We start from the raw sequence: 19,217 nt of genomic DNA, 5'->3' as shown, positions 1-19,217 counted from the left end.
CAGTAGAACCGCATCGATAACCTCGCGAGCAAGCCCGCTCCCACAAGGGAAATTATCAGCGCTGATGCACCAGATTGCCTGCCGCATAGGTTTGCTGCACCGTACGGTCATCCCCAAGGGTCATCAATACAAACAGCGTCTCGGCGATGTTTTTTGACTGCTTGAGGCGATAGCTCATCAGTGGCGTAGCGTTGTAGTCCAGTACCAGGAAGTCAGCGTCGCTGCCCGGTTGCAGATTGCCGATCTTGTCTTCCAGGCGCAGTGCTCGCGCCCCGCCCAACGTAGCCAGGTACAACGACTTGAACGGATCGAGGCGTGCACCCTGCAGTTGCATGACCTTGTAGGCTTCGTTCAGGGTGTTGAGCAGCGAGAAGCTGGTACCTGCACCCACGTCTGTGCCCAGCCCCACATTGAGCTTGTGCTTTTCGGCCATTGGCAGGTTGAACAGGCCGCTGCCCAGGAACAGGTTGGAAGTCGGGCAGAACGCCACTGCCGAACCGGTCTCGGCCAGCCGTGCACATTCCTCGTCACACAGATGCACACCGTGGGCAAATACAGAGCGTTCGCCCAGCAACTGGTAGTGGTCGTACACATCCAGATAGCCTTTTCGCTCCGGGAACAGTGACTTCACCCACTCGATTTCCTGAAGGTTCTCGCTGATATGGGTGTGCAGATACACATCCGGGTATTCGCCCAGCAGCTTGCCGGCCAGGGTCAATTGTTCCGGGGTGCTGGTCGGCGCGAAGCGCGGGGTGACGGCGTAATGCAGGCGGCCCTTGCCGTGCCAGCGTTCGATCAGCGCCTTGCTTTCGCTGTAGCCGGTTTCGGCGGTGTCTGTCAGATAGTCCGGGGCGTTACGATCCATCATCACCTTGCCGGCGATCAGGCGCAGGTCCAGGCGTTGTGCAGCCTCGAACAAGGCGTCCACCGATTGCGGGTGTACGCTGCCAAATACCAGAGCCGTGGTGGTGCCGTTGCGCAGCAGTTCCTGAAGGAACACCTCAGCAACTTCGTCAGCATGGGCCTTATCGGCGAACTGGTTTTCGCACGGGAAGGTGTAGGTGTTGAGCCAGTCGAGCAGTTGCTCTCCGTAAGCGCCAATCATCCCGGTTTGCGGGAAATGGATATGGGTATCGATAAAGCCGGGGGTGATCAGTGCGTCTTTGTACTCGGTCACAGCAACGTCGGCGGCCAGTGTGCCAAGCAGTTCGCTGGCCGGGCCAACAGCCTTGATCTGGCCGTTGTCGACCACCAGCAAGCCGTCTGCAAAATATTCATAGGAGGCCTCGATCCCGACTTCGGCGGGGTCGGCGATGCTGTGCAAAATGGCGGCGCGATAGGCTTTACAAGTCATGGCAATTCTCAGTGTGTGGCATGGCTGCGTCGTGAAGACGGCAACAATTGTTTAATGGATTCAGATGACGCGCTGTCGGCGCTCGCAGTGTGCTGGCCGAAATGAGTGTTGTAGGTGGCGATGATTTCGCCGGCGATGGAGATCGCGATTTCAACAGGCAATTTGCCTTTGACTTCGCTCAAACCCATCGGGCAACGCATGCGCTGCAAAGGTGAGGCGTCGATACCGCGCTCACGCAGGCGATGTTCGAACTTCACGCGTTTGGTTTTCGAACCAATCAAGCCGAAGTAAGTAAAGTCGTTGCGTTTAAGCACGGCGGCGCTGAGCTCCAGGTCCAGGGCGTGATTATGCGTCATGACGATGCAGTAGCAACCCGCAGGCAGGGCATCGACTTCATCTACCGGTTCGTCGGTAACGATTTTTTCCACGCCTTGGGGGATAAGTGTCGGGAATTCCTGCTCCCGCGAGTCGATCCAGCGCACCCGGCACGGCAGGCTGGCGAGCAGGGGTACCAAGGCCCGGGCCACGTGCCCTGCGCCAAACACCGCAATCTGAGCCTGCACCTTGCCCATCGGTTCGAACAGCAGCACGGCCACCCCGCCGCAACACTGGCCCAGGCTGGCGCCGAGGCTGAAGCGCTGTAGAAGGGTATCGTGCTTGCCGCTGCTGAGCATCTGGCGGGCAATTTCCATTGCCTTGTACTCCAGATGACCGCCACCAATGGTGTCGAAGATTTTATCTGCACAAATGACCATCTTCGAACCGGCATTGCGCGGGGTAGAGCCTTGCTCTTCGATGATGGTCACCAGCACGCAGGGTTCGCCTTGCTGCTGCAACTCGGCCAGGGCACTGATCCAGTTATTCATGCTGATCTCCCGACAGGCTTTTGCGCATTTGCTCACAACCCCACAGCACCCGCTCCGGGGTGGCCGGGGCGTCAATCGCAGGTTGCACGCGGTAGTCGGCCAGGCTCGCCACGGCGTCCTTGAGTGCACACCATGCGGCGATGCCGAGCATAAATGGCGGTTCGCCCACGGCCTTGGAGTGGAACACGGTGTCTTCGGGGTTCTTGCGGTTTTCCACCAGGGTTACGCGCAGGTCCAGCGGCATGTCTGCCACCGCGGGGATCTTGTAGCTGGCCGGGCCGTTGGTCATCAGCTTGCCCTTGGCATTCCACACCAGTTCCTCCATGGTCAGCCAGCCCGCCCCCTGTATATACCCGCCTTCGACCTGGCCGATGTCGATGGCCGGGTTCAGCGAGGCACCGACATCATGGAGGATATCGGTACGCAACATTTTGTATTCGCCGGTCAGGGTGTCGACGATCACCTCGGCGCAGGCGGCGCCAAAGGCAAAGTAATAAAACGGCCGACCACGTGCCTGAGTGCGGTCATAAAAAATCTTCGGGGTTTTGTAGTACCCGGTGCTCGATAACGACACCTGGCCGAAATAGGCCTGCTGGATCAGGCTTTCAAAACTGATGATCTGCTCGCCAGCCTGCACCTGGCCGTTATGGAAGATCACCGCCCGTTGCTCGACCTGATATTTGTCGGCAGCAAATTCAACAAGTCGCTGCTTGATGGTTTCGGCTGCGTTTTGCGCGGCCTTGCCATTGAGGTCGGCACCGCTGGACGCTGCAGTAGGCGAGGTGTTTGGCACTTTGTCAGTGTTGGTTGCGGTGATCTGGATGCGGCTGATATCCACCTGGAACACTTCGGCGACCACCTGCGCGACCTTGATATTCAGGCCCTGGCCCATCTCGGTGCCGCCGTGGTTGAGGTGGATGCTGCCATCGGTATAAATATGGATCAGGGCGCCGGCCTGGTTGAGGAAGCTGGCGGTAAAGGAGATGCCGAATTTGACCGGGGTCAGCGCCAGGCCTTTTTTCAGGATCGGACTGCTGGCGTTGAACGCCTTGATCGCTTCCCGGCGCTCGGTGTACTGGCTGCTGGCCTCAAGGTCGGCGGTCATTTCTTGCAGCAGGTTGTGTTCCACGGTCTGGTAGTAGTGGGTCACGTTGCGTTCGGTTTTGCCGTAGTAATTGGCCTTGCGTACGGCCAGCGGGTCGAGGCCCAGATGGCGGGCGATACGGTCCATGACCTCTTCGATGGCGACCATGCCTTGCGGGCCGCCAAAGCCGCGATAGGCCGTGTTGGAAGCCGTGTTGGTTTTACAGCGATAACCATTGATCGTCGCGTCGCCCAGATAATAGGCGTTGTCGGCGTGGAACATGGCGCGGTCGACAATGGAGTTGGACAAGTCCGGCGAACAGCCACAGTTGCCCGCCAGGTCCAGCTGGATGCCCTGCAAGCGGCCGCTGGCGTCGAAACCGACGTCATATTCGATATAAAACGGGTGGCGCTTGCCGGTCATCAGCATGTCTTCGACCCGCGGCAGGCGCATCTTGGTCGGTTGCCCGGTGAGGCGAGCCACCACTGCGCACAGGCAGGCGGGGCTGGCGGCCTGGGTCTCCTTGCCGCCAAAGCCGCCGCCCATGCGGCGCATATCGACAACGATCTTGTTCATTGAAACATCAAGGACTTCTGCCACCAGCTTCTGCACTTCAGTAGGGTTCTGCGTGGAGCAGTAAACGATCATCCCGCCGTCTTCGGTAGGCATGACCGATGAGATCTGGGTCTCGAGGTAAAAGTGCTCCTGCCCGCCAATATGCAGGCTGCCCTGCAGGCGATGTTCGGCCCCGGCCAGTGCGCCGGCAGAGTCGCCGCGTTGATGGGTGTGGGTATCGAGCACAAAGTGCTTCTGGCGCAGGGCCTGAACCACGTCCAGCACCGGCTCCAGGTCTTCGTATTCGATAATGGCAGCCATTGCCGCCTTGCGCGCGGTGTCCAGGTCGCAAGCGGCCACTGCCAGTACGGGCTGGCCGACAAACTCCACCTTGTCGATGGCCAGTAGCGGATCGCCGGGCAGTAGCGGGCCAATGTCCTTCAGACCGGGGATATCTTCGTGGGTGATCACCAGGCGCACGCCTGCGAAGGCGTAGCAGGGCGTGGTGTCGACACGCAGGATTCTGGCGTGGGCGCGGTCGGACAGGCGTGCGAAAAGGTGCAACTGGTTGGGGAATTCCAGGCGGTCATCGATGTACTGCGCTTCGCCGCTGACATGTTTTTCGGCACTGTCATGCTTGACGCTGCGACCCACACCGGTTTTCAAGTCCTGCTGGAAGAGTGCGGCCAGCTCAGCCTGGGTTGGGGCAACCTTGTGATGGTTAGACATAAGCTGTTACCCGCGTCTCGAGATGTGGCGTTTGCAGTTCGATAAAGTATTTGCGCAGCAGGTTTTGTGCACTCAGCAGACGGTATTCCTTGCTGGCGCGAAAGTCCGAGAGCGGGGTGAAGTCGTTTGCCAGTGCAGCGCAGGCCCGTTCGATGCTGGCGCTGTTCCAGTCAGCGCCGAGCAGTGCGGCTTCGCAGGCGGCGGCGCGTTTGGCGATGGCCGCCATGCCGCCGAATGCCACGCGGGCACCGGTCACCACGCCGTTGTCGATGTTCAGGTTGAACGCTGCGCACACGGCGCTGATGTCGTCATCCAGGCGCTTGGAGATTTTATAGGCGCGAAATGCATGGCTGGGGTCGGCGCGGGGGATGATGATTTTTTCGATAAATTCGCCTTCCTGGCGTGCCGTCACCCGGTAGTCGATAAAGTAATCCTCGATCGCCAGGGTGCGCAGGGTTTGCCCTTTGCGCAGTACCAGTTGTGCGCCGAGGGCAATCAGCAGCGGTGGCGAGTCGCCAATGGGCGAGGCATTGCCGATGTTGCCGCCCAGGGTGCCCTGATTGCGGATTTGCAGGGAGGCGAAGCGTTGCAGCAATTCGCCGAAGTCCGGGTACTCGGCCTTGAGCGTGCCATAGGCATCGGTCAGGGACACCGCCGCGCCGATTTCAATACGGTCATCAAAGCGCTCGATGTGCTTCATTTCGGCCACGTTGCCGACGTAGATCATGACCGGCAGCGGGCGATGAAACTGGGTCACCTCAAGCGCCAGGTCGGTACCGCCGGCCAGCAGGCGGGCCTGGGGTTGGGATTCGTACAGCTGGGCCAGGTCGCTGATGGTCATGGGCAGCAGGCAGCGCTTGTCGCCGCTGTTAAGTTCGCCGGTTTGGGTCGGGGTGATGGTCTTGAGCAGGGCAATGGTCGCGCTCTGGTGTGTATCGAACTGATCCTGTTGTTGCCCGCTGCAAGCCTGTTCGGCAGCCGCCAGAATAGGGCGGTAGCCGGTGCAGCGACAGAGGTTGCCCGCCAGGGCTTCATGGGCCTGATGGCCATCAGGCTGGCCCGTGCTGTTTTTTTGCAGGGCGAACAGTGACATCACAAATCCCGGCGTGCAGAACCCGCACTGTGAGCCGTGGCAGTCGACCATCGCCCGCTGCACGCTGTGCAACTGCCCCTGGTGCTTGAGGTCTTCGATGCTGATCAGTTGCTTGCCGTGCAAAGCCGAGACAAAGGTCAGGCACGAATTGAGGCTGCGATAGCGCAGCCGTTCAAGGCCTTCAGCGTCGGTGTGAAGTTCGCCGACCACAACGGTGCAGGCACCACAGTCTCCGCTGGCGCAACCTTCTTTGGTGCCAGGCTTGTGCAGGTGTTCACGCAGGTAATTGAGCACGGTCAGATTCGGGTCCAGCGTGTGCTCGGTGCGCAGCGTCTGGTTGAGTAGGAACTGGATCACGGAAGGCCTCGCATAATCATTATTGTTGTAACGCGGGATACACTGAATTTAGCTAAAGCTGACTTACGGGTCAAGAAATAGCGGTCAGTGATCCCTGTGATTGATATCCGGGGGATTTATTTGCGGGTTTCGTGCCATATTCAGCCTCCGAGGCTCTGCGCGAGGGCATATCAAGTGCGTTACACTGCGCCGCCTGCACTGATCAAAGATTTTGAAGGTAAAACATGACGTTCAAGGCGCCGGACAGCCTCGCCGAGCAAATCGCTCACCACCTCGCCGAACGCATCATTCGCGGCGAGTTAAAGCCTGGGGAACGCATTCAGGAACAGAAAGTGACGCTGGCGCTGAATGTCAGTCGCGGCTCTGTGCGCGAAGCATTATTGATCCTTGAGCGTCGACATCTGATCGCCATCCTGCCGCGTCGTGGCGCCCATGTGACCGAGCTTACGGCGCACAAGGTGCAGAGCCTGTGCACGCTGATGAGCGAAATGTACATCCTGCTCGGCAATGCCGTAGCCCAGCGCTGGGCAGTTCCGGCCGACCTGGGGCCGTTCTTGCAGATCCAGCAGCGCCTGGCCGCCAGCTACGAACGCCAGGACATCAGCACCTTCGTTGAAGACAGCTTCAATGTGATGCGTGCGGCGTACCCGTTCGCCGACAACCCCTATTTGCAGGAAACCGTCGAGAACCTGCACCCGGCCATGAGCCGTGCCTATTACCTGGCACTGGACCAGCGCAAGGCGGAGATGAGCGAGTTCCTGGCGTTGTTTGCGCAGTTGCTCGACGCCGTGCTGGCGCGTGACCTGGCGCAGATTCGCGTGGTGCTGAGCAGCTATGCCCAGCGCAGTTGTGCCCTGGTGCTGTCTGCCTTGACGGTTGCCTGAGCGTGCGCCTGACCTGTATCAAGCTGGCCGGCTTCAAGTCCTTCGTTGACCCGACAACCGTTACCTTTCCAAGCAATATGGCGGCGGTGGTAGGCCCCAACGGCTGTGGCAAGTCCAATATCATCGATGCCGTGCGCTGGGTCATGGGCGAAAGCTCGGCCAAGAACCTGCGCGGCGAGTCGATGACCGACGTTATCTTCAACGGCTCCACCACGCGCAAACCGGTGAGCCAGGCCAGTATCGAACTGGTCTTCGACAACTCCGACGGCACGCTGCTGGGCGAGTATGCGGCCTATGCCGAGATATCCATCCGCCGCAAAGTCACCCGCGACAGCCAGACCACCTATTACCTCAATGGCACCAAGTGCCGTCGTCGTGACATTACCGATATCTTCCTCGGTACGGGGCTGGGGCCGCGCAGCTACTCGATCATCGAGCAGGGCATGATCTCCAAGCTGATCGAGTCCAAGCCTGAAGATCTGCGCAACTTTATCGAAGAGGCGGCGGGCATTTCCAAGTACAAGGAGCGCCGCCGCGAGACTGAAAACCGTATCCGCCGTACCCACGAAAACCTTGCCCGTCTGACTGACCTGCGCGATGAGCTGGGGCGTCAGCTGGAGCGTTTGCACCGCCAGGCCCAGGCCGCCGAGAAATATCAGGAATACAAGGCCGAGGAGCGTCAGCTCAAGGCCCGGCTGTCGGCTCTGCGCTGGCAGGCCCTGAATGAGCAGGTGGGGCAGCGCGAAGCGGTCATCGGTAATCAGGAAGTCAGTTTCGAAGCCCTGGTGGCCGAGCAGCGCAATGCCGATGCCAGCATCGAACGCCTGCGTGACGGGCACCATGATCTGTCAGAGCGCTTCAATCTGGTGCAGGGGCGCTTCTATTCGGTAGGGGGCGATATTGCCCGGGTCGAGCAGAGCATTCAGCATGGCCAGCAACGTTTGCGCCAGTTGCAGGATGACCTGCGCGAAGCCGAGCGCTCGCGCCTGGAAACCGAATCCCATCTGGGGCATGACCGCACCTTGCTGGCGACTCTGGCTGAAGAGCTGCACATGCTTGAGCCCGAGCAGGAACTGACCAGCGCGGCCGCCGAAGAGGCTGCCGCTACTCTGGAAGTGGCCGAGCAGACCATGCATGGCTGGCAGGAACAGTGGGACATTTTCAACCTTCGCTCGGCCGAGCCGCAGCGCCAGTCTGAAGTGCTGCAAGCCCGTATCCAGCAGCTGGAAACCAGTATGGAGCGCGTGGCGGAACGTCAGCGCCGCCTGGCTGAAGAGCGTGCCTTGCTGGCCGCAGACCCTGAAGATGCGGCCATTCTGGAGCTCAGTGAGCAACTGGCCAGCAGCGAAATGGCCCACGAAGAGCTGCAGGCCAGTGAGCAGCAACTGGTCGAGCAGCTCGAGCAAGTGCGTCACGACTTGCAACAGGCCACGCAGAACCAGCAGCAGGCCCAGGGCGAGCTGCAGCGCCTCAACGGTCGTCTGGCATCGCTGGAGGCCTTGCAGCAGGCTGCGCTTGATCCGGGTACCGGTACTGGCGAATGGTTGCGCGATCAGCAGCTTGCCGAGCAGCCACGACTGGCAGAAGGCCTGCGCGTAGAGGCTGGCTGGGAGCTGGCGGTAGAGACCGTGTTGGGGGCTGATTTGCAGGCCGTACTGGTCGAGGATTTTGCCCGGCTGGATCTGGCAGGGTTTGCCCAGGGTGATTTGCGCCTGTTCAGTGATGCAGGGCAGGCCCCTCGCTTGGCGGGCAGCCTGCTTGACAAGGTCACGGCCGATTTTGATCTGGCGCCGTGGCTGGGCCAGGTCAAACCGGTCGAAACACTGGAGCAGGCACTGGCCTTGCGTGCACAACTGGCCGAGGGCCAGAGCCTGATCAGCCGTGATGGCTATTGGGTCGGGCGCAACTTCCTGCGGGTGCGCCGCGCCAGTGAAGCCGAAAGCGGGGTGCTGGCCCGGGGCCAGGAAATCCAGCGCCTGGGGCTTGAGTGCGAAGAACGTGAAGCCACCCTGGCGGCCCTGGAGGAACAACTACAAAGCATGCGTGAGCAACAGCGTATGCATGAAGACTCTCGTGAGCAGCTTCGCCGTCGCTTGCAGGATGAAGCTCGTCACCAGGGTGAGATCAAGGCCAAGCTCTCCGCCAGCAAGGCCAAGGTCGAGCAATTGACCTTGCGCCGCCGCCGTCTGGACGAAGAACTGGGCGAGTTGGGTGAGCAGCGCGCCCTGGAGCATGAGCAGGTAGGGGAGGCGCGCCTGCTGTTGCAGGAAGCCCTGGATGCCATGGCCACCGATACCGGGCAGCGCGAGCTGTTGCTGGCCCGTCGCGACAGTCTGCGCGAGCAGTTGGACCGGGTGCGTCAGGATGCTCGACAACATAAAGACCACGCCCACCAGTTGGCTGTCCGCCTGGGGTCGCTCAAGGCGCAGCATGATTCCACCCGCCAGGCTCTTGAGCGCCTGGAAATGCAGGCCGAGCGCCTGGCTGAAAAGCGCGAACAGCTGACCCTCAATCTGGAGGAGGGCGAAGCGCCGCTGGAAGAGTTGCGCCTCAAGCTTGAAGAGTTGCTCGACAAGCGCCTGAGCGTGGATGAAGAACTCAAGATTGCCCAGACCGCGCTCGAAGATGCCGATCGCGAATTGCGCGATGCCGAAAAACGCCGCAATCAGGCTGAGCAACAATCGCAATTGATTCGTGGCCAGCTCGAACAGCAGCGCATGGAGTGGCAGGCCTTGAGCGTGCGTCGTACTGCGTTGCAGGATCAGTTGCTGGCCGATGGCTATGACCTGCACGGGGTGCTGGCCACCCTCGATGCCGAGGTCAACGAGCAGCAGGCCGAAGAAGAACTGGAGCGTATCGCTGCGCGAATTCAGCGCCTGGGCGCGATCAACCTTGCAGCCATTGATGAGTATCAGCAGCAGTCGGAGCGCAAGCGCTATCTGGATGCTCAGGATGCCGATCTGGTCGAGGCACTCGATACCCTGGAAAACGTCATCCGCAAGATCGACAAAGAGACCCGCAGCCGCTTCAAGGACACCTTTGATCAGATAAATGGTGGATTACAGGCACTTTTCCCAAAAGTTTTCGGTGGCGGCAGCGCTTATTTGGAACTGACGGGCGAAGATCTACTCGATACAGGGGTGACCATCATGGCGCGTCCGCCGGGCAAGAAGAACAGCACGATCCATTTGCTGTCCGGTGGCGAGAAAGCCTTGACGGCCCTGGCGCTGGTTTTTGCCATTTTCAAGCTCAACCCGGCGCCGTTTTGCATGCTCGACGAAGTCGATGCACCGCTTGATGACGCTAACGTAGGCCGCTATGCACGCTTGGTAAAGGAGATGTCGCAGACCGTGCAATTTATCTATATCACTCACAACAAGATCGCCATGGAGATGGCGGATCAGTTGATGGGGGTGACGATGCATGAGCCGGGCTGTTCACGTCTTGTAGCGGTTGATGTTGAGGAGGCAATGGCAATGGTCGATGCTTGAGCTATAAGCATGTAGGACGATTTTTTTCTTCTTGTAAGAAAAATTTCAAGCATTTGACCGATATGACGTGTAGGTCGAAGGCAGCATGGGCCTAGCTCAATGCGACAGACGGTGTAAAGTTATCTTTGGTCGTGTTAATTTAATGTCTAATTTTTTTGTACGTGGGTAAAACGCCATTCAGAACATAGAGTTGGCGCCACGTTTTAAAGGGCTTTAGGCTCTTCTTCATAGAATCATTTTTTAGGGGCAAGGGATTACATGGAAATCGGTCTGCGCGAATGGCTGATAGTCATCGGCATAGTGGTAATCGCCGGTATTCTTTTTGATGGCTGGCGCCGCATGCGTGGTGGCAAAGGCAAGCTCAAGTTTCGACTTGATCGCAGTTTTTCCAATGCCCCTGACGACGAGCACAGCCCTGAGTTGTTGGGCCCGTCACGGGTGCTGGATACGCCAACCCATAAAGAGCCGCAACTTGATGAGCACGACTTGCCATCGGTCAGCATGCCTGCACGGGACAAAGGTGCCAAGCGCGGCAAGCGTGGCGGTGAGCCGAGCCAGGGTGACCTGAACCTTGATCTTGAACTGGATGAAGGCCCGAGCATCAGCGCCCGTGATGATGATCATGTAGCGCCAGTCAAGCCGGCGCGTGGTCGTGCCAAGCCGAGCGTAGCGGACGTTGAAGTCAAGGAGCCTGCACCGCAGCAGGCCGCCGAAGAAGTGCTGGTGATCAGCGTGATCAGCCGTGACCCGGCAGGCTTCAAAGGTCCGGCACTGTTGCAGAACATCCTCGAAAGCGGTTTGCGTTTTGGCGAGATGGATATTTTCCATCGCCACGAAAGCATGGCCGGTAATGGCGAAGTGCTGTTCTCCATGGCCAATGCGGTGAAACCGGGTGTATTCGACCTGGATGATATTGACCTGTTCAGTACGCCAGCTGTCAGCTTTTTCCTTGGTTTGCCCGGCCCGCGCCATCCCAAGCAGGCTTTTGATGTGATGGTTGCCGCTGCACGCAAGCTGTCCCAGGAGCTCAATGGTGAGCTTAAAGATGACCAGCGCAGTGTGTTGACGGCCCAGACTATCGAGCATTACCGCCAGCGCATCGTTGAATTCGAGCGCCGTGCCCTGACTCAAAAACGCTGAACATGTGGGGGCGGCTTGCCTGCTCCACCCACATGCAACATGAATAACACAAGGAGCAGCCTCGGCTGCTCTTTTGCTTTGTGAGAGAACACCCCATGACCGCCGCCAATACCCGCATTCTAGAGCTGCGCGCTGAACTGGATCAGCATAATTACCGCTACCATGTACTCGACGAGCCAAGCATTCCGGACGCCGAGTACGATCGCCTGTTCCGCGAGCTGAAGGCCCTGGAGGCCGAACATCCTGAGCTGGTGACCGCCGACTCGCCCACTCAGCGCGTTGGCAGCGCAGCCTTGTCTGCCTTTACTCAGGTGCGTCACGAAGTGCCCATGCTGAGCCTGGGTAACGCATTCGATGAAACCGATATGCGCGAATTCGATCGCCGTGTCAGCGAGGGCCTGGATCTGCCCGCGGGCGATCTGTTTGGTGGCGGCGCTGAAGTTGAATACAGCTGTGAGCCCAAGCTGGACGGGCTGGCAGTCAGCTTGTTGTACCGTGATGGCAGCCTGGTGCGTGGTGCCACGCGGGGTGATGGCACTACCGGTGAAGATATCAGCGTCAACGTACGCACCGTGCGCAATATTCCGCTCAAGCTGCATGGCAGCGGCTGGCCAGCGGTGCTGGAAGTGCGTGGCGAAGTGTTTATGTCCAAGGCCGGCTTTGAACGTCTTAATGAATCTCAGCTGGCTGCTGGCGGCAAGACCTTTGCCAATCCGCGCAACGCAGCGGCGGGCAGCTTGCGTCAGCTGGATTCGAAGATCACGGCCAGTCGCCCGCTGGAATTTTGCTGCTACGGTCTGGGGCAGGTCTCTGAAGAGTTTTCGGACACCCATATCGGCAACCTCAAACAATTGCAGCAATGGGGCATGCCCATCAGTCATGAGCTGAAGCTGGCAAAGGGGATTGCCGAGTGCCTGGACTATTACCGTGATATCGGTGAGCGTCGTGCTTCCTTGCCCTACGAGATCGACGGAGTGGTGTTCAAGGTCAACAGCCTGGCGTCGCAGCGCGAGCTGGGCTTTCGTGCGCGTGAACCGCGCTGGGCCATCGCGCACAAGTTTCCGGCCATGGAGGAACTGACCGAGTTGCTGGATGTTGAGTTTCAGGTCGGACGCACCGGTGCAGTAACGCCCGTGGCGCGTCTCAAACCGGTCAAGGTGGCCGGGGTGACCGTATCCAATGCCACCCTGCACAATATGGATGAAGTGGCGCGGCTGGGCCTGATGATTGGCGATACCGTGATTATTCGCCGTGCTGGTGATGTTATCCCGCAGGTTGTGCAGGTGGTGCTGGAGCGTCGCCCTGAAGATGCCCGGCCGGTGCAGATCCCTGAAAGCTGTCCGGTGTGCGGCTCCCACGTTGAGCGCACGCAGCTGATCAAGCGCAGCAAGGGCCGTGAAACCGTCAGCGAAGGTGCGGTGTACCGCTGTGTCGGCCGGCTGGCCTGTGGTGCCCAGCTTAAACAGGCGATCATTCATTTTGTTTCGCGCCGGGCGATGGACATTGAAGGCCTGGGGGAAAAAAGTGTCGAGCAGTTGGTCGATGAGGGCCTGGTGAGTTCGCCGGCAGACCTCTATACCCTGCAGTTCGAGCAGATCGTCGATCTCGAAGGCTTTGCCGAGCTGTCGAGCAAGAACTTGCTGCAGGCCATCGCCGACAGCAAGCGTCCGACGTTGGCGCGTTTTATCTACGCATTGGGCATTCCTGATGTGGGCGAAGAGACTGCCAAGGTGCTGGCGCGTTCATTGGCCTCCCTGGAGCGTGTGCAGCGGGCGTTGCCGCAAGTGCTTACCTACCTGCCGGACGTGGGCCTGGAAGTGGCGCACGAGATTCATAGTTTCTTCAGTGACGCACACAACCAGCAGGTGATTGATCAACTGCTGGAGCGTGGTCTTGAGTTGCAGGATCAAGGTGAGCTGGGTGCCGAGTTTGCCGCCAGCACAACCTTGGGCGGGTTGATCGACAAGTTGCATATTCCTTCGGTGGGGCCGGGCGGGGCGCAAAAACTGGCCGACAGGTTTGGCTCCCTTGAAGGGGTGATCACTGCAGACTGGCTCGATATGCGCCAGGCCTTACCGGAAAAACAGGCCAAGGCGGTACGCGAGTTCTTCGATAACCCTGAAAATGCCCGTATGGCGCTGGCAATCGAAGCGCAACTGCGTGATTTCGGCATGCACTGGCACAGCGAGAAAAAGGCCGTGGAAGGTTTGCCGCTGGCAGGCCAGACCTGGGTGTTGACCGGCTCGCTGGAATTAATGAGTCGCGATGTGGCCAAGGACAAGCTGGAAAGTCTGGGGGCCAAGGTTTCGGGCTCGGTGTCGGGCAAGACCCATTGCGTCGTAGCGGGGCCGGGAGCAGGCTCCAAGCTGGCCAAGGCCAACGAGCTGGGGCTCAAGGTGCTGGATGAAGAAGCCTTTGTCGCGTTTTTGAGCGAACAGGGTATTTCGATTCCGTAATGGCTGTGGCAGCGGGCTTGCTCGCGATGCAGGCGACGCGGTGTCTCAGTTGAGCCGCGTAGAAGCCATCGCGAGCAAGCCCGCTCCCACAAATGACCTGTGCCGGGTTGCGAGGCGGTGTTTCAACCCGAATCCAAGTGCTTGAGCCCATTCATTTTTTTATTCTTGCCGCAGCGGTTGTAAGTTTTTCTCAGACAGGTACAATGGCGCCGTTCGCTGCTAAGCGGATGTTGTTATGGTGACCCTATCGGTCCCCCCGCAACGATTACCCGTGAACCTGGTCAGATCCGGAAGGAAGCAGCCACAGCGGGAACATTGTGTGCCGGGGTGTGGCTGGTGGGGTTGCCTCCATTTTAAACCCGCAGTTCTGTCGGGTTCGAACCAAACTCCAAATCTTGCAGTCAAGCCTTGTTCGACGGTCAAAAGACCGGGCGATGATTTTCTGTGCGTGGGTAAAAAGGTCTATGCCAAGGCTGCGCGCAGTTAAACGTGCGCATCGGATGCAATTTTGCCCTTGCTCCGCTAGCATTAGCCCCCTCCGCTTTTCTGACGCGACGGTTATCAATGAGTTATCAGGTTCTTGCACGTAAATGGCGTCCGCGCTCGTTCCGCGAAATGGTCGGCCAGACCCATGTGCTCAAGGCTCTGATCAATGCCCTGGACAGTCAGCGCCTGCACCACGCTTACCTTTTCACCGGTACCCGTGGCGTCGGCAAGACCACCATTGCGCGGATCATCGCCAAATGCCTGAACTGTGAAACAGGTATCACCTCGACTCCCTGTGGCGAGTGCTCCGTGTGCCGTGAAATCGATGAAGGGCGCTTTGTCGACCTGATCGAAATCGACGCCGCCAGCCGCACCAAGGTCGAGGACACCCGCGAACTGCTCGACAACGTGCAGTACGCGCCGAGCCGCGGGCGCTTCAAGGTCTACCTGATCGACGAAGTGCACATGCTCTCCAGCCATTCGTTCAATGCGCTGCTCAAGACCCTTGAAGAGCCGCCGCCTTACGTCAAGTTCATCCTCGCGACCACCGACCCGCAAAAATTGCCGGCCACGATCCTGTCGCGCTGCCTGCAGTTTTCGCTGAAGAACATGACACCCGAGCGCGTGGTCGAGCATTTGACCCACGTTCTCAGTGTCGAAAATGTGCCGTTTGAAGATGATGCGCTGTGGCTGCTCGGTCGCGCCGCCGATGGCTCGATGCGTGATGCCATGAGCCTCACCGATCAGGCCATTGCCTTCGGTGAGGGCAAGGTACTGGCGGGTGATGTGCGGGCGATGCTTGGTACGCTGGATCACGGTCAGGTGTTCGACCTGTTGCACGCCTTGATCGAAGGTGATGCCAGGGCCATGCTCGAGGCCGTTCGCCATCTGGCCGAGCAGGGCCCGGACTGGAATGGCGTGCTGTCCGAGATCCTCAACGTCTTCCATCGCGTGGCCATTGCCCAGGCGCTGCCCGAAGGCGTCGATAATGGTCACGGCGACCGCGATCGCGTCTTGGCCCTGGCCAAGGCGTTGCCTGCCGAAGATGTGCAATTTTATTACCAGATGGGCCTGATTGGCCGGCGCGATTTGCCGCTGGCGCCAGACCCGCGTGGTGGCTTTGAAATGGTCCTGCTGCGAATGCTGGCCTTCCGCCCGGCAGACACCGGCAACGCGCCGAGTCAGCCGCTAAAGCCAGTGGGGATCAGCCAGGCCACAGTTGATTCCGCCCCAACCGTGGCGGCCACGTCCCCTGTCGAGCCAGTGCTGGCCGCGCCGGCACCGGTTGCAGTGCAACCGGTACCGCCTGTGGTCGAAGCGGTTGCCGAGCCTGTGCAGGCGCCCAAGGCTCCGTCAGTGGCGGAAAAGGACTTGCCCTGGAACGAGCCGGCTGCCCCGGTGATCGAGGTCAAGGTTGCGCCCGAGTCGGTACTGGACACCGTTGGCGAGCCTCCTGAGTTGCCGCCGATGCCGCTGCCGACGCCGGACAGTGTGGTGCCGGATGCGCCGGAGTGGATCGCGGCGCCGCTTCCAGAGCCGACCGTCGAGCAGGTGGACGCAGCGGTGTCGGGCATGGATCGTGACGACGAGCCGCCCCTGGACGAAGACTACATTGAGCCGGACATGGATTCGGCGGCCTACAGCTACCTCGACGAGCTGGCCAGTGAGCATGCCGGCGAGCCAGCGCCTGCGCCCGAACCGCTGCCTGCGGCGATGCCGGCGACCGGTCTGGCCCTTGAATGGCTGGAGATGTTCCCCAAATTACCGGTGTCGGGCATGACCGCCAGCATTGGTGCCAACTGCACGCTGATTGCAGTTGAGGGTGATGACTGGCTGTTGCATCTGGACCCGGCCCACAGCGCGTTGTTCAACCTGACCCAGCAGCGTCGACTCAACGATGCACTGAACCAGTTCACTCAGCGTACACTCAAAGTCACGATTGAGCTGGTCAAGCCGGAGCAGGAAACCCCGGCCCAGGCGGCTTCGCGTTTTCGCGCAGAGCGCCAGCGTCTGGCCGAAGAGTCGATCCATGCCGACCCGGTGGTCCGGCAGATGGTCGAGCAGTTCGGTGCGGCCGTACGCGAAGATACGATTCAACCTTTAGAGGTGGCTCAGGCTCAAGTGTCGTAACGCCAGAGCAGAAACTTACAGCCCGCAGTCGTTTTGATTGCGGGTGCATTGTCCAAATAACGTTTGAGGTGATTCCCATGATGAAAGGTGGCATGGCCGGCCTGATGAAGCAGGCGCAGCAGATGCAGGAAAAAATGGCCAAGATGCAGGAAGAGCTGGCCAATGCTGAAGTCACCGGCAAGGCGGGTGGCGATATGGTCACTGTGGTCATGACCGGCCGTCATGACGTCAAGCGGGTGAGCATTGACCCGACTTTGCTGGAAGGTGTGAGCGAAGACGACCGCGAAGTGCTGGAAGACCTGTTCGCCGCAGCGGTCAACGACGCCGTGCGCAAGATCGAAGCCAACAGCCAGGACAAAATGTCTGGTGTGACCGCCGGCATGCAACTGCCGCCGGGCATGAAGATGCCGTTCTAAGGCATGCTGAAATGCCAGGCCATGAGCCTGGCATTTTTTTGCCTGTTTTACGGGTATTTGACGCTAGCTCACACCGAGGGTATAAACCGCGTCTCGTTGTTTTGTCGGACCTTTCCTTATGAGCTTTAGCCCTCTGATTCGCCAACTGATCGATGCCTTGCGTACCTTGCCGGGCGTGGGTCAAAAGACCGCCCAGCGCATGGCGTTGCAATTGCTTGAGCGTGATCGCAGTGGTGGCTCGCGCCTGGCCCTGGCGCTGACTCAGGCGATGGAAGGTGTGGGGCATTGCCGTTTGTGCAGAACCCTGACCGAAGACGATCTGTGCCCGCAGTGTGCCGATGTGCGCCGGGATGACACCTTGCTGTGCGTGGTCGAGGGGCCGATGGACGTGTATGCCGTGGAACAGACCGGTTATCGCGGCCGTTACTTTGTGCTCAAGGGGCATTTGTCGCCGCTCGATGGTTTAGGCCCTGAGGCGATAGGCATTCCGCAATTGATGGCGCGTATTGCAGAGCAGGGTACGTTTGCGGAGGTGATCCTGGCCACCAATCCAACGGTTGAGGGCGAGGCCACTGCGCATTACATCGCCCAGTTGCTGAGCAACAAAGGCCTGATAGCGTCGCGTATCGCCCACGGTGTGCCGCTGGGTGGCGAGCTGGAACTGGTGGATGGCGGTACTTTGGCGCACTCGTTCTCGGGGCGTCGGCCGATTACGCTCTGATTGCGATTGCAGGGGAGAGGGGACTCCTGTGGGAGCGGGCTTGCTCGCGATGCAGGCACCGCGGTATTCAGTTGAACCGCGCTGATGCCATCGCGAGCAAGCCCGCTCCCACGTGTCGGTATTACTCGGTCAACGAAAATTCCGTCAGACAGAAAGTAGGCACACCCAAATCCTGCAAGCGCTGCGAACCGCCCAGTTCGGGCAGGTCGATAATGGCCGCTGCTTCAAACACCTGCGCACCCATGCGTCGCACCAGGTTGGCTGCCGCAATCAGCGTGCCGCCCGTAGCAATCAGGTCATCGACGATCAGCAGCGAGTCGCCCTCGCACAGGCTGTCGGCGTGAACCTCCAGAAACGCTTCGCCATATTCCGTCTGATAGCCTTCGGCCAAAACGTCTGCGGGCAATTTGCCCTGTTTGCGAAACAGGATCAGCGGTTTATTGAGCTGGTGGGCCAGTACCGAGCCGATCAGGAAGCCGCGGGCATCCATGGCGCCGATATGGCTGAAGTCAGCCTCGACGTAGCGCTCGATAAAGCTGTCGGCGATCACGCGCATGGCGCGGGGCGACTGGTAGAGGGGGGTGATGTCGCGAAAGATGACGCCCGGCTTGGGGAAATCAATAACCGGGCGAATCAGGGTTTTGAGGCAAAAATCGTCGGAGACCATATCGGGCTGTCCTGGGGAGCGTTAAGCGCGCCAGTATAACCCGTCAGGCCGTGTCAAACCTCCAGCGAACCACCGGCCAGGGCACACAGCTTGATCGGGTCAAGAATATGCACTTCCTTGCCTTCGGCAGTGATCAACTGGTTTTCCTGCAGGCGGGTAAACACGCGGGACACGGTTTCAACGGCCAGGCCCAGGTAATTGCCGATTTCGTTGCGCGACATGCTCAGGCGGAACTGATTGGCCGAGAAGCCGCGAGCACGAAAACGCGCTGACAGGTTGACCAGGAACGTGGCGATACGTTCGTCGGCGGTTTTTTTCGACAGCAGCAACATCATTTGCTGATCGTCGCGGATTTCGCGGCTCATTACACGCATCAGCTGGCGACGCAGTTGCGGCAGTTGCACGGAGAGTTCGTCGAGACGTTCGAAAGGGATTTCGCATACCGGTGTAGTCTCTAGCGCCTGGGCCGATACCGGGTAGGTTTCAGTGTCCATACCCGACAGGCCGACCAGTTCGCTGGGCAGGTGGAAACCGGTAATTTGCTCTTCACCGTTGTCGCTCAGGCTGAAGGTTTTCAGTGCGCCGGAACGTACCGCGTAAACCGAGCCAAACGTGTCGCCTTGGCGGAACAGGAACTCGCCTTTTTTCAGTGGGCGGCCGCGCTTGACGATTTCTTCCAGCGCATCCATGTCTTCCAGGTTCAACGAAAGTGGCAAACAGAGTGGGGCCAGGCTGCAATCCTTGCACTGTGCCTGAGTGTGAGCGCGCACTTTTACTGGCTCGGACAT

General features: G+C 59.6%; 13 protein-coding genes and 1 other RNA gene. 8 read left to right on the top strand and 6 right to left on the bottom strand.

The features are described 5' to 3' along the window. Positions 1-55 precede the first annotated feature (55 nt). Genes guaD through xdhA form a run of 4 tightly spaced genes read right to left on the bottom strand, consistent with a single transcriptional unit; the run spans position 56 to position 6,038 of the window. On the bottom strand, positions 56-1,354 hold the full coding sequence (gene guaD / locus QN377_RS17745; RefSeq protein WP_176464300.1) for a guanine deaminase: 1,299 nt from the start codon (positions 1,352-1,354) through the stop codon (positions 56-58). A gap of 8 nt (positions 1,355-1,362) precedes the next feature. Next, complete coding sequence (gene xdhC, locus QN377_RS17740; RefSeq protein WP_095019008.1) at positions 1,363-2,220, bottom strand: xanthine dehydrogenase accessory protein XdhC; 858 nt, start codon at positions 2,218-2,220, stop codon at positions 1,363-1,365. Next, a complete protein-coding gene (gene xdhB / locus QN377_RS17735) occupies positions 2,213-4,588 on the bottom strand; it encodes a xanthine dehydrogenase molybdopterin binding subunit (RefSeq protein ID WP_095002772.1) in 2,376 nt (791 codons plus the stop codon). Before xdhB ends, xdhC begins: the two co-directional genes overlap by 8 nt. Continuing rightward, positions 4,581-6,038, bottom strand: a complete 1,458-nt coding sequence (gene xdhA, locus QN377_RS17730; protein WP_095039339.1) for a xanthine dehydrogenase small subunit — start codon at positions 6,036-6,038, stop codon at positions 4,581-4,583. The genes xdhB and xdhA overlap by 8 nt, the downstream gene beginning before the upstream one ends. 224 nt (positions 6,039-6,262) lie before the next feature. Between xdhA and QN377_RS17725 the strand changes: the two genes are divergently transcribed. From QN377_RS17725 to recR, 8 genes are all read left to right on the top strand, one after another. Further along, the gene (locus QN377_RS17725; RefSeq protein WP_095002770.1) at positions 6,263-6,922 is read left to right on the top strand and encodes a GntR family transcriptional regulator; all 660 of its coding nucleotides are present in this window, start codon (positions 6,263-6,265) and stop codon (positions 6,920-6,922) included. 2 nt (positions 6,923-6,924) lie between these two features. Next, positions 6,925-10,413 carry a chromosome segregation protein SMC gene (gene smc / locus QN377_RS17720; protein WP_095019004.1) on the top strand — a complete coding sequence of 1,163 codons (3,489 nt, stop codon included), beginning with the start codon at positions 6,925-6,927 and terminating at the stop codon, positions 10,411-10,413. A 258-nt stretch (positions 10,414-10,671) separates the two neighbouring features. Continuing rightward, complete coding sequence (zipA, locus tag QN377_RS17715) at positions 10,672-11,553, top strand: cell division protein ZipA (protein WP_095002768.1); 882 nt, start codon at positions 10,672-10,674, stop codon at positions 11,551-11,553. Between the two features lie 95 nt (positions 11,554-11,648). Continuing rightward, positions 11,649-14,009: an NAD-dependent DNA ligase LigA gene (gene ligA / locus QN377_RS17710; protein ID WP_095002767.1), complete on the top strand. Its 2,361-nt coding sequence runs from the start codon at positions 11,649-11,651 to the stop codon at positions 14,007-14,009. Between the two features lie 245 nt (positions 14,010-14,254). Then, positions 14,255-14,351: signal recognition particle sRNA small type (ffs, locus tag QN377_RS17705), an RNA gene on the top strand. 222 nt (positions 14,352-14,573) lie between these two features. Next, positions 14,574-16,625 carry a DNA polymerase III subunit gamma/tau gene (dnaX, locus tag QN377_RS17700; RefSeq protein ID WP_095018991.1) on the top strand — a complete coding sequence of 684 codons (2,052 nt, stop codon included), beginning with the start codon at positions 14,574-14,576 and terminating at the stop codon, positions 16,623-16,625. A 77-nt stretch (positions 16,626-16,702) separates the two neighbouring features. Continuing rightward, positions 16,703-17,041, top strand: a complete 339-nt coding sequence (locus tag QN377_RS17695; RefSeq protein WP_095002765.1) for a YbaB/EbfC family nucleoid-associated protein — start codon at positions 16,703-16,705, stop codon at positions 17,039-17,041. Positions 17,042-17,159: 118 nt separating this feature from the next. Further along, positions 17,160-17,762: a recombination mediator RecR gene (gene recR / locus QN377_RS17690; protein WP_016780292.1), complete on the top strand. Its 603-nt coding sequence runs from the start codon at positions 17,160-17,162 to the stop codon at positions 17,760-17,762. Positions 17,763-17,883: 121 nt separating this feature from the next. On the opposite strand, the gene QN377_RS17685 is transcribed toward recR, so the two are convergent. Together QN377_RS17685 and fnr are read right to left on the bottom strand one after the other, a co-directional pair. Continuing rightward, positions 17,884-18,429, bottom strand: coding sequence for an adenine phosphoribosyltransferase (locus tag QN377_RS17685; RefSeq protein WP_095002764.1), 546 nt, complete (start codon positions 18,427-18,429; stop codon positions 17,884-17,886). Between the two features lie 53 nt (positions 18,430-18,482). After that, entirely contained in the window at positions 18,483-19,217 is a 735-nt protein-coding gene (gene fnr / locus QN377_RS17680; protein ID WP_029611340.1) for a fumarate/nitrate reduction transcriptional regulator Fnr, read from the bottom strand.

Origin of the sequence: Pseudomonas sp. CCC4.1, from assembly GCF_035019225.1 — a bacterium.
In the GTDB taxonomy this organism is placed as follows: domain Bacteria; phylum Pseudomonadota; class Gammaproteobacteria; order Pseudomonadales; family Pseudomonadaceae; genus Aquipseudomonas; species Aquipseudomonas bubulae.
The sequence above is the reverse complement of the archived record's forward strand: the minus strand, read 5'-3'. Positions and strand labels throughout refer to the sequence as shown.

Excerpts from the sequence above, each read along its gene's own strand:
- guaD (WP_176464300.1), bottom strand. The coding sequence starts at position 1,354 with ATGACTTGTAAAGCCTATCGCGCCGCCATTTTGCACAGCATCGCCGAC.
- xdhC (WP_095019008.1), bottom strand. The coding sequence starts at position 2,220 with ATGAATAACTGGATCAGTGCCCTGGCCGAGTTGCAGCAGCAAGGCGAA.
- xdhB (WP_095002772.1), bottom strand. The coding sequence starts at position 4,588 with ATGTCTAACCATCACAAGGTTGCCCCAACCCAGGCTGAGCTGGCCGCA.
- QN377_RS17725 (WP_095002770.1), top strand. The coding sequence starts at position 6,263 with ATGACGTTCAAGGCGCCGGACAGCCTCGCCGAGCAAATCGCTCACCAC.
- zipA (WP_095002768.1), top strand. The coding sequence starts at position 10,672 with ATGGAAATCGGTCTGCGCGAATGGCTGATAGTCATCGGCATAGTGGTA.
- ligA (WP_095002767.1), top strand. The coding sequence starts at position 11,649 with ATGACCGCCGCCAATACCCGCATTCTAGAGCTGCGCGCTGAACTGGAT.
- dnaX (WP_095018991.1), top strand. The coding sequence starts at position 14,574 with ATGAGTTATCAGGTTCTTGCACGTAAATGGCGTCCGCGCTCGTTCCGC.
- QN377_RS17695 (WP_095002765.1), top strand. The coding sequence starts at position 16,703 with ATGATGAAAGGTGGCATGGCCGGCCTGATGAAGCAGGCGCAGCAGATG.
- recR (WP_016780292.1), top strand. The coding sequence starts at position 17,160 with ATGAGCTTTAGCCCTCTGATTCGCCAACTGATCGATGCCTTGCGTACC.
- QN377_RS17685 (WP_095002764.1), bottom strand. The coding sequence starts at position 18,429 with ATGGTCTCCGACGATTTTTGCCTCAAAACCCTGATTCGCCCGGTTATT.
- fnr (WP_029611340.1), bottom strand. The coding sequence starts at position 19,217 with ATGTCCGAGCCAGTAAAAGTGCGCGCTCACACTCAGGCACAGTGCAAG.